Below are 10,269 nucleotides of genomic sequence, written 5' to 3'. Positions count from 1 at the left end.
ACCGCGGTGACCGGCCCCAGGGCGACCCGGCCCGACCTCAGGTCGGCGAGCAGGGCGGCCGCGAGCGCCGGCGTGCGCGCGGCCTGCCAGGCCACCGGCTGGTCGGCCACCTCCGGCTCCAGGCGGTCGAGCTCGAGCCACGAGATCGCGCAGATCCACGGGTGGCCCGGCAGTGCGTCGAGCACCTCGGTCCACCACCGCTGCTTGAGCGCGAGCTCCCGGGCGCCGCCGACGGCCGGGTTGTAGAGCGCGGCGGTCTCGAGCAGCAGCGGCTTGGCGTGCCCCTCGGCGAACCGGTCGTAGAACGCGCCCGGTCCCGCGCCGGGGTAGCCCCACCGGTCGGCGAGCCGTCGGGCGACCTCGTCCGGCGGCGGGAGCAGGTTGCGACGCACCCCCTGGGACTGCCCGAAGCGGTAGAGGAACAGCCCGACCCAGTCCACGGCGTCGTCGCCGGGGTAGTAGGGGCCGTACGGGTCGTCGCCCGGGCCGAGCCGGCCGTCGCCGTCGGTGTCGAGCGGCGCGGTCTCCCGCGACCGTGAGAGATCGATCTCGCTGTCGGTCCCCTGCGCGCGCCCGAACGGGTAGCCCGAGCCGTAGACCGGAGACCACACCATGGCCGCCGGCGTCGCCGAGGCGTGCACAACCCGCGCGACCCGTCGGAACGCGCTCCGGAAGGAGTCCGGCTGCTGGCCCCAGGTGCGCCAGGACCCGTTCATCTCCGGGGCGAACCGCACCAGGACCTGCGTGTCGAGACGGTCGTGCAGGTCCGCGAGCACCGCCGCCAGCTCGTCCGCGTCGTCGACGGTGAGGCGGCCGAGCGGGACCGTCGGCTCGACCTGCACGACCAGCACGGCCCCCTGGGTCGCGGCGTCCGCGGCGAACACGCGCAGCTGGGCGACGCCCTCCGCGGTCAGCGGGTAGTCGACGGGGAACGTGTAGAGCGACGGGGTCGCCCCGAGCCGCCCGGCGTACGCCGACGGGGTGTCGGTCTCGATGTCGAGGGCCGGCCCGAACCACGCGCGGTCACAGCCGCCGCTCGCCGGTCCGGCGTCCTCCGCGGCCGCGGGCGGCCCCGCCGCGGCCAGCGCGAGGAGCAGGCCGAGGACGATCAGCCGGGCTGCCGGACGCACGTGAGGCGCCAATGGTTCCGGCCCGAGGCCCGGTCGTAGGACAGCTCGTCGACCGCGGCCATGGCCAGCGCCAGGCCGCGCCCCGACTCCGCGTCCTCGTCGGGCATCGTCACGTCGCTGAGGTCGATCGACACCGGCATCCCGTCGTCGCCGAAGGAGGCGACCAGGGCCGCCTCCGTGGCGCTCAGCGAGACGTCGAAGCGGCGCTCGGACTCACCTGGCTCGAGGCGGTAGGCGTGCTCGACGATGTTGCCGAGGATCTCGATCACCGCGGTCTCGAACCGGATCCGATCGGCCATCGCGACGTCCTCGTGGTTGCTCCAGAGCTGCTCGAGCACCGCGTGGACCATCTGCATCATCTCGGGGGTCGCGGGCGCGGAGAGCTCGACGCGGCCCTCGTCGTCGGAGGGTTCGCGGGGCGTCGGATCAGGCATCGAAGGCCCCCTCGACGCTGTCGCGCGGCCGCAGCACGCGATCGAGGTTGGTCAGCTTGAACACCGTGGTCACGGCCTCGGTCGGCCGGGCCACCCGCAGGTCGCCGCCGGCCTGCCGGGCCGACTTGAGGCCGGCGATGAGCGCCCCGAGGCCGGAGGAGTCCAGGAACGTCGTCTCGCCCAGATCGACGACGATGCGCGAGGTCCCCTCGGCGACCAGACCGTCCAGGATGTCCTTGAGCCCGCGGGCGGAGGACATGTTGAGCCGGCCCTTGGGGGTCACCACGCCCACTCCTTCGGGGGTGGTGTCGACAGCGAACTCGATCATGCTGCTCCTCTGCGCGCTCGGTCGGGGATGGGTGCGGGGGTGGCCGTGGGGTCGAACCCGCGGTAGCGGGCCGCCTTGAGGATCACGGAGAAGATCGCGAGGTCGAAGCCGACCCACAGCAGGTTGAAGATCGTGCCGGCCGGGTGGGCCTGGCCGGTGCCGATGCGGACCACGCCGACCAGGGCGGCCGCGACGAGCGCCGCGATCGCCCACAGCTGGGGCCGCACCAGGTGCCACGCGGGTCCGTCGGACTCCTGGCGGGTCTTCGGGGTGACGGCGAAGTCCAGGGAGCGGCCCAAGAAGACGTTCCCGAACGCCGAGGTGAACGACTTGATCCAGACCGGGAACAGCGCGAGCGAGTACTGCTGGCCGCGCCAGGTCGGCCGGCCTGCGGCGACCACGAAGAACAGCAGCTGGTTGACGACCAGGAACGGCACCAGCCGGACGAAGAACTCGGTGCTGAGCGCCTGAACCGGCAGCACCCCGATCGTCAGGTAGACGATCGGTGCCGCCAGGTAGACCAGCGCGGCGAACCCGGACAGGTAGCTCCACATGGTCGCGAAGTACATGAGCCGCTGCCCCCACCGCAGCCGCCGCTGCAGCAGCGGGTTCTCCCGGAACATCACCTGGACCGTGCCCTGCGCCCACCGCAGCCGCTGGGTGAGCATCGTGGCCAGGTCCTCGGGCGCGAGGCCGTGGGCCAGCACCTCGTCGTGGTACGCCGTGCGCCAGCCGAGCCCGTGCAGTCGCATGCAGGTGGCCATGTCCTCGGTCACCGAGATCGTCGCCATCGGCATGATCGGCTGGGCCTCCGAGCCCAGGTCGACGTCCACGGCGTCGACGAGCGCCTGCACGGTCTCGACCGCACCCAGCGGCGACCAGTCCCGGGCGGAGAGCTGGTCGAGCGCGCTGAGGTCGACCCCGGCCAGGCCGTCGTCGGCCTCGTCGGTGCTGCGCTCGAGCTCGGCGATCGCCGCCAGGTCGCTCTGCACGGCGGTGAGGTCGGCCTCGACCAGCCGGCGCCGGATCTCGGCGACCCGCTGCTGGAACCGGTACGTCACGTCCATCAGCGCCTCGCCGCGCGCGAGCTCGCGCCGGGCGCGGCCGATGTCGTGCTCGATCGAGTCGAGCGCTCGGCGTACGCCGTCCTCGTCGGGACCCAGGCCGCGGCGCGCCTGCCGGAGCACCGACCGGGCGGTCCGCAGCGCGCGCTGCACCCCGGCCTGGACCTCGTCGGCGTAGCGGGAGACCCCGAGCTGCATCAGGGCCTCGCGCCGGATGACCGCGTTGGAGCCGCAGAAGAACGCGGCGTTCCACCCGTCCTTGCCCTGCTGGATCGGACCGTAGAACAGCGGGGCCTGGCTGCCGAGCGGGTCGTCGTCGGGGACGTTGACGAACCACTGCGGCGTCTGCACGAGCGCCATCCGCGGGTCGTCGAAGTAGCCCAGGGTGCGGTCGAGGATCGAGGGCAGCGGCACCTGGTCGGCGTCCAGGATCAGCAGGAACTCGCCCTCGGTGACCAGCAGCGCGTTGTTGAGGTTGCCGGCCTTGGCGTGCCGGGGCATGCCGGCCCAGTCCTCGGACCGGGTGATCCAGCCGATGCCCTCCGCCTCGGCGGCGGCACGCATCTCGGGGCGGTTGCCGTCGTCGAGCACCCAGGTGCGGTGCGGGTAGTCGATCGCGAGTGCGGCGCGGGCGGTGCGCATGACCAGGTCGATCGGCTCGTTGTACGTCGCGATCAGGACGTCGACGGTCAGCCCGGGCGGGGGCGCGGGAGGCTCGCCGCGCTCCTTGAGCCGCCACATGGCCAGGCCGAACAGCAGCGAGTCGACGAGGCTGTAGGTCTCGGCGACCACGAGCGGGACCGCGATCCACCAGGCGTCCCAGTTGACCGAGAACAGCCACCGCCAGGCGACGTAGTTGACCCCGAGGAGGGCGGTCAGCAGCACCACGATCCGGATGAGCAGCAGCCGACGGGCCGCGGCCCGCTCCTGCTGCCCCGTGTCCACCGTGGACTCTTACCCTCAGCGACCGGTTCCATGCCCGGCCGTCGCCGGGTCACGCCTCGGGTCACGCCTCGGGTCACGCATCGGGGCTCCGGAACACGGCGACGGCGGTGACGTCGTCGAGCTGCACCTGGTCGAGGGCGAGCCTGACGATCGCCGCCAGCAGGCTCGTGGTGTCGTCGTGGGCCGCGACGAGTGCGCCGACGGGCTCCCACCAGTGGTCCGGGTCGTCGATGAGGTCGAGCAGGCCGTCGCTGAACAGCAGGAGGCGGTCGCCGGGCGCCAGGGTCGTGCTCTGCTCGCTCCAGTGGTCGTCGGGGAGCACGCCGATCGGCAGGTCGTCGCTCCGGAGCTGCTCGACCGCGCCGTCGGCGCGCACCACCACGCACAGCCCCATGCCGGCGTCGACGTAGCGGAGGTACCCGTCGTCGAGGTCGACGGCCGCCTCGAAGAGCGTCACGAAGGACTCCGCGCGCGCCAGGTCCGGACCCATCCTCCGGGCGACCTGGGTGACCGTGACGCCGAGGTCCACCCCGGAGACGACCGCGTCGTGGGTCCCGCGCACGGCGGCGCGGATCCCGGCACCGAGGAGCGCCGCACCCGTGCCCTTGCCCATGACGTCGCCCAACCCGAGGTGCGCGATGCCGTTGCGCACGGCGTAGTCGAAGTGGTCGCCGCCGACGGCCAGGGCCGGGACGCACGCGCCGTTGACCTCCCAGCCGTCGACGAGGACGGGGCGTGACGGCAGCATCGAGGCCTGCACCTGGCCAGCCCGCAGCATCTCGGTGGAGGACACCAGCTCCTGCTGGGCCCAGGCCGCCAGGTCCTCCAGCGTCTGGACCTCCTCCTCGTCGAAGGTGCGAACGGTCCGGTCGTAGATGCAGAACACGGCGACGATGTTGTCCGCCGGGTCGCGCAGCGGTACGCCGGCGTAGGAGCGGATGCCCCGGTCGACGACCGCCGGCAGGTCGCGGAACCGCTCGTCCTGGGTCGCGTCGGGCACCAGGACCACGTCGCCCACCTGGGTCGTGCGGTCGCAGAACGTCTGCTGCCGGGCCATCCGCGTGCCCTCGAAGCCGACGGCGGCCGGGAACCAGGCCTGCTCGCCGTCGAGGACGGTGATCGAGGACCAGTCGACGTCGAAGACCTTCCGGGCGACGCGGGCGATCCGGTCGAAGCGCTCCTCGCGGCGGCCGGTGAGGCTCAGGCTCTCGACCGCGCGCTGTCGGCGCCGCTCGGCGGCATCGGCCACGTCGTGTCCCATGACCGCGTGTTACCCCGCCGGAGCCCCGGCGATGCGCGTGTGGACGCGCCCCGGTCGGGGTAAGAGCCGCGGGAGGGGGCGGAGCTGGGAAGGGAGCCCGATGTCGGGACGGCGAGCGGTCGTGGTCGAGGACGACGAGGACCTGCGCGATCTCGTCGAGCACGTGCTGCGTGGTGCGGGGCTGGAGACCTCGGGAGCCGAGACCGGCGAGGACGGGGTGCGGCTGGTCCGCGACCTCCAGCCCGACCTGGTGACGCTGGACGTACAGCTGCCCGACCTGCTCGGCACCGAGGTGTGCCGGCAGGTGCGCCAGTTCAGCGACGCCTACGTCATGATGATCACCAGCCGCACCGACGAGGTGGACCGGCTGCTGGCCCTCGACCTGGGGGCCGACGACTACCTCGCCAAGCCCTTCTCGCCCAAGGAGCTCTCCGCCCGCGTCTCCGCGCTCCTGCGGCGGCCGCGGATGGCGACCCGGGGCGGCAGCGAGGCCGACGAGGTGGTGCAGGCCGGCGGCGGACTGGTGTTGGTGCCGGTGCGCCAGGTCGCGATGCTCGACGGCGAGCCGGTGCCGCTGACGCCGACCGAGGTGGACCTCCTCGCGGCCCTGGCGCGGGAGCCGGGCGAGCCCCAGGACCGCTCGGTGCTCGTCGCGGCTGTCTGGGGTGGCGACTTCATCGAGTCCGACTTCCTCATCGACGTCCACGTCGCGAGCCTGCACCGCAAGCTGCGCAAGGCCGGATCCGGAACCGACCGGATCCGCACCGTGGCGGGCACGGCGTACGTCCTCACGCCGCAGTAACGCACCCCACGCGCAGCTCCGGTTTGCCCGGAGCGACCCGCGGATACGGTCCGGTCATGACCAACATCGATCTCGGCCGCCCGGTCCAGGGTGACGTCGTGGAGCTGATCCTCGACGACCACCGTCGCTTCGAGGCGCTGCTGCGCGACCTGCGCGACAGCAGCACCGACCGCGACGCCGTCCGGCAGGCCTTCGCGGCGCTGCACGTGGCGCACGCGGAGGCCGAGGAGAAGCACGTGTACCCCAAGCTCAAGCGCAAGAACGCGGTCGACGACGACGAGGCCGACCACGGCGTCGAGGAGCACGCCGAGGGCAACGAGGCGCTGCTGGCGGTCCTCGAGCTGAAGGGCACCGACACCCAGGCGTTCGACGACGCGGTCGAGGAGCTCGCCCGGCTGGTCAACCACCACCTCACCGAGGAGGAGCTGACGATCCTCAACCCGGCCCGCGAGGAGGTCGGGCCCCAGGTCCGTGAGGAGCTCGGCCGGCTGTTCGTCGAGGAGCGCAACGCCCAGATCGACGCCGGCTGCGGGTCGCTGGAGAACGTGCGCCGCATCGTCGCCGAGGCGCGCCGCGAGGGTCTATTGGACGACGAGGACGACGAGGAGTAACCGAGCCTCACTCCTCGTCCGGACGCGGGCCCCGCTCGAGGGCCTAGCGCTGCCGGCTCTCGAGGCGGCGCAGCTCCTTGGCGACGAGCTCGTCGCGTGAGGTGGCGACCTTCAGCGCGTTGATGCCGGAGGCGAGCATCACGAACACCGGCCACGGGAAGCCGCCGAACATCACCGCGGCCCAGATCGTCCAGCAGATCACCGACGCGAACACGAAGCCGAGTGCCGCGGAGCGGCGCTCCGCACGCCACGTGGCGACCGCCTGTTCCTCGAGCCGGGCCGGGGGCAGCAGCTCCCGGCCGGTGTCCCCGAACGCGACGAGCGGTCCGGTCGTGGTCGGCACCAATCCCTCCAGCAGTGCGGGCAGGTCCCCGAGCGTGCGGGCGGTCTCGACCCCGGTGCTGCGGGCGTCGAACTCCTCCCGGTCCAGCCGCCCGTCGGCGTACGCCTCCGTGAGGACCTGCCGCACGACGTCCCGGTCGGCGTCGGAGGCGCGCAGTCCCGTGTTCTCGGAGTGGCGTGGGTCGTGGGTGAACGACGACCAGACCTCCTGCTCCACGGCCCCCAGCGTAGGGGCGCCACGCGCCGGGCGCGACGCGCACCGGTCCAGGCCACGTTCCCGCGCCGTCACCCCCGGGCAGGAGCGTCGTTGGACGGATCGGGAGACAGGGGAGCGCTGCGCGTTGCCCTGAATGAGAACACGTTCTATTCTGTGGCGGCCGTCTAGACAGCTCCGGGGAGGTGGGCACGTGGCGTTCTCTGCCGTGTCTGTGATCCGGGGTCCCGGCGAGATCGCGGTCATGGTCGTCGAGGTCACCAAGCGCATCTTCACCCGGCCGTTCCAGGTCCGCGAGTTCATCGAGCAGGCCTGGTTCATCACCAGCGTGACGCTGATGCCGACGATCCTGGTCTCGATCCCGTTCGGCGCGGTGATCTCGCTGCAGGTCGGCAACCTCACCGGCCAGCTCGGCGCTCAGTCGTTCGCCGGCGCGACCGCGGTGCTCGCCGTGGTCCGCGAGGCCGCGCCGATCGCCGCGGCGCTCATCATCGCCGGCGCGGCGGGGTCCGCGATCTGCTCGGACATGGGCGCCCGCAAGATCCGCGAGGAGATCGACGCGATGGAGGTGCTCGGTGTCGACCCGCTCGAGCGGCTGATCGCCCCGCGCGTGGTCGCCACGATGTTCGTCGCACTGATGATCAACGGCATCGTGATCGGCGCCGGCATCGGCGGCGGCTACTTCTTCACGGTGATCGTCCAGGGCGGCTCCGCTGGCGCGTTCCTGTCGTCGTTCACGGCCCTGGCCAGCCTGCCCGACCTCTACATCTCGATGGTCAAGGCCGTCGTCTTCGGGTGGCTCGCCGCGATCGTCGGGGCCTACAAGGGTCTCAACGCCGGCGGTGGCCCGAGCGGGGTCGGCCGCGCCGTCAACGAGTCGGTGATCGTCGCGTTCATGCTGCTGTTCTTCCTCAACGCGGTGATCACGGCGATCTACTTCCAAGTCGTCCCACCGCCGGGGTTGTGAGCGCCGTGTCCACGATCGGTGCGATGGGCAGCGCCTTCTACCGAGGGCGCCGCGACTCCCTGGAGCAGTACGGCGACCAGCTGCTGTTCTACGTCAAGGCGCTGTCCTGGACGCCGCGCGCGGTCAAGCGCTACCCCCGCGAGATCGTCAACACCCTCGCCGAGGTCACCTTCGGCGCCGGCGGTCTGAGCCTGATCGCGGGCACGGTCGGCGTGATCGCGTTCCTCGCGTTCTTCGCGGGCCCCGAGGTCGGCATCCAGGGTTACGCCTCGCTGAGCCAGATCGGCGTCGCGAAGTTCAGCGCGTTCATCTCCGCCTACTTCAACACCCGCGAGGTCGCCCCTCTCGTGTCGGCGATCGCGCTGGCGGCGACCGTCGGCTGCGGCTACACCGCGCGCCTCGGCGCGATGCGGATCTCCGAGGAGATCGACGCCCTCGAGGTGATGGGCATCCCCTCGCTGCCCTTCCTGGTCACGACCCGGATGGTCGCCGCGTTCGTCGCCGTGATCCCGCTGTACGTCGTCGCCCTCAGCGCGTCGTACCTCTCGCCCCGGCTGATCACCACGCTGATCTACGGGCAGTCGCCGGGCACCTACGACCACTACTTCCTGCAGTTCCTGCCACCGATCGACATGCTCTGGTCGTTCTTCAAGCTGCTGTTCCTCGCGGCGGCCGTGATCCTCATCCACTGCTACTACGGCTACACCGCCTCCGGCGGGCCGGCCGGGGTCGGCATGGCGGTCGGCCGCGCGATCCGCACCAGCATCGTCACGATCGTCGTGGCGGACTTCTTCCTCAGCTTCGCGATCTGGGGCTCCACCACGACCGTCCGGATCACGGGGTAGCCGCCGCGATGCTGGTGAACATCTACCACGACAGCCCGCGCGAGCACCGCCGGCTGATGATCGCGGGCGTCGCGTTCCTGACGGTGATCGCCCTGCTGATCTCGCTGTCGATCGGGATCTACCAGAAGGTGTTCGAGCCGGTCACGACCGTGCGCATCCACGCCGACCGCGCCGGCCTGCAGCTGGCCAAGTTCGGCGACGTCCGGCTGCACGGCGCCCTCGTCGGCCAGGTCCGCTCGGTCTCCCAGGACGGCGACGAGGCGGTGATCACCGTCGCGCTCCAGCCCGACGAGGCGAAGCGGATCCCCGAGAACGTGTCGGTGCAGATCCTCCCGACCACGCTGTTCGGGCAGAAGTTCGTCTCGCTCGTGACCCCCGACGACCCCTCCGAGACCCCGCTGTCCGACGGGGACGTGATCCCGGCCGACCGGGTCGAGACCAACGTCGAGCTGAGCCGGATCCTGGCCAACCTGTTCCCGCTGCTGCGCTCGGTCCGGCCCGCCGACCTCAACGCCACCCTCAACGCGCTCGCGACGGCGCTGGGCGGGCGCGGCGAGCAGCTCGGCCGGACCATGGACCAGCTCGACGACTACCTCGGCCGGATCGACGACCACCTGCCGACGCTGCGCGAGGACCTCGTCAAGCTCGCCGACGTCGCCGACACCTACGACCTCGCGGCCCCCGACCTGCTCGCCGTGCTGCGCGACGTGACCACGACGGGCCAGACGGTCATCGACAACAAGGAGCAGCTCGGCACGTTCTTCGCCGACCTCCAGGGGTTGGCGGACACCTCGACCAGGGTGCTGCACGACAACTCCGCGAGCCTGATCCGGGTCGGCCAGGTCACCGAGCCGATGCTGCGCCTGCTCGCCGTCTACTCACCCGAGCTGCCCTGCCTGCTCCAGGGCGCCGCGCGCTACGCCCCGCGGCTGGCCCGCACGTTCGAGGGCAACCAGGTCAAGCAGTACATCGAGTTCGGCACGGCGCAGTACCGCGCCTACGACGAGCGCGACAAGCCCGTGTACGGCGAGGTCGGCCACGGTCCCTGGTGCCTCGGGCTGCCGGACCCGAAGGTGCCGGCGCCGCCGATCGCGCTCGACCAGGGCAGCGACATGGACGAGCACCCGCCCACGAGCCCGCTGCCCGGCCTGTCGTTGCCGGGCCTCGGGCGGGTCGGCGCGGACTACTCGGGCACCGCGGGGGAGAAGCAGATCGTCAACGCCCTGCTCGCGGGGCTGACCGGCAGGTCCGCCGACCGCTACGGCTCGCTCGGCGCGCTGCTCTACGGCCCCGTCGTGAGCTCGCCGGTGAGAGGGGGGCGCTGAG

Annotated in this window: 11 protein-coding genes; 5 read left to right on the top strand and 6 right to left on the bottom strand. The window is 72.0% G+C overall.

Annotation, left to right across the window (positions count from 1 at the left end; genetic code table 11):
• The 5 genes from VGD85_RS08005 to VGD85_RS07985 form a co-directional block, all read right to left on the bottom strand.
• On the bottom strand, window positions 1–1,130 hold a 1,130-nt coding region (locus tag VGD85_RS08005), incomplete at its 3' end, for a hypothetical protein (protein ID WP_331062926.1).
• Window positions 1,109–1,564, bottom strand: a complete 456-nt coding sequence (locus VGD85_RS08000) for an ATP-binding protein (protein ID WP_331062925.1) — start codon at window positions 1,562–1,564, stop codon at window positions 1,109–1,111. The genes VGD85_RS08000 and VGD85_RS08005, both read right to left, overlap by 22 nt.
• Window positions 1,557–1,892: an STAS domain-containing protein gene (locus tag VGD85_RS07995; RefSeq protein ID WP_331062924.1), complete on the bottom strand. Its 336-nt coding sequence runs from the start codon at window positions 1,890–1,892 to the stop codon at window positions 1,557–1,559. The genes VGD85_RS08000 and VGD85_RS07995 overlap by 8 nt, the downstream gene beginning before the upstream one ends.
• Window positions 1,889–3,901 carry a glycosyltransferase family 2 protein gene (locus tag VGD85_RS07990; protein WP_331062923.1) on the bottom strand — a complete coding sequence of 671 codons (2,013 nt, stop codon included), beginning with the start codon at window positions 3,899–3,901 and terminating at the stop codon, window positions 1,889–1,891. The genes VGD85_RS07995 and VGD85_RS07990 overlap by 4 nt, the downstream gene beginning before the upstream one ends.
• Before the next feature lie 73 nt (window positions 3,902–3,974).
• The gene (locus tag VGD85_RS07985; protein WP_331062922.1) at window positions 3,975–5,162 is read right to left on the bottom strand and encodes a GAF domain-containing SpoIIE family protein phosphatase; all 1,188 of its coding nucleotides are present in this window, start codon (window positions 5,160–5,162) and stop codon (window positions 3,975–3,977) included.
• 100 nt (window positions 5,163–5,262) lie between these two features.
• Between VGD85_RS07985 and VGD85_RS07980 the strand changes: the two genes are divergently transcribed.
• Window positions 5,263–5,964 (top strand): response regulator transcription factor, encoded by a 702-nt coding sequence (locus VGD85_RS07980; RefSeq protein ID WP_331062921.1) that lies wholly within the window; start codon window positions 5,263–5,265, stop codon window positions 5,962–5,964.
• A gap of 56 nt (window positions 5,965–6,020) precedes the next feature.
• Window positions 6,021–6,575: a hemerythrin domain-containing protein gene (locus tag VGD85_RS07975; protein ID WP_331062920.1), complete on the top strand. Its 555-nt coding sequence runs from the start codon at window positions 6,021–6,023 to the stop codon at window positions 6,573–6,575.
• 43 nt (window positions 6,576–6,618) lie between these two features.
• Here VGD85_RS07975 and VGD85_RS07970 read toward each other — a convergent pair whose 3' ends face one another.
• Window positions 6,619–7,134, bottom strand: coding sequence for a DUF1707 domain-containing protein (locus VGD85_RS07970; RefSeq protein WP_331062919.1), 516 nt, complete (start codon window positions 7,132–7,134; stop codon window positions 6,619–6,621).
• Window positions 7,135–7,375: 241 nt separating this feature from the next.
• Between VGD85_RS07970 and VGD85_RS07965 the strand changes: the two genes are divergently transcribed.
• From VGD85_RS07965 to VGD85_RS07955, 3 genes are read left to right on the top strand one after another with little or no spacing between them, the layout of a single operon-like run.
• Window positions 7,376–8,098, top strand: coding sequence for an MlaE family ABC transporter permease (locus VGD85_RS07965; protein ID WP_331062927.1), 723 nt, complete (start codon window positions 7,376–7,378; stop codon window positions 8,096–8,098).
• Between the two features lie 23 nt (window positions 8,099–8,121).
• A complete protein-coding gene (locus tag VGD85_RS07960) occupies window positions 8,122–8,943 on the top strand; it encodes an ABC transporter permease (protein WP_331062918.1) in 822 nt (273 codons plus the stop codon).
• An 8-nt stretch (window positions 8,944–8,951) separates the two neighbouring features.
• Window positions 8,952–10,268 carry an MCE family protein gene (locus VGD85_RS07955; RefSeq protein ID WP_331062917.1) on the top strand — a complete coding sequence of 439 codons (1,317 nt, stop codon included), beginning with the start codon at window positions 8,952–8,954 and terminating at the stop codon, window positions 10,266–10,268.
• The last annotated feature ends 1 nt before the right edge of the window (window position 10,269 follow it).

The organism is Nocardioides sp. (genome assembly GCF_036401255.1).
Taxonomy (GTDB): Bacteria; Actinomycetota; Actinomycetes; order Propionibacteriales; family Nocardioidaceae; genus Nocardioides.
This window is presented reverse-complemented; position numbering and strand designations above follow the sequence as displayed.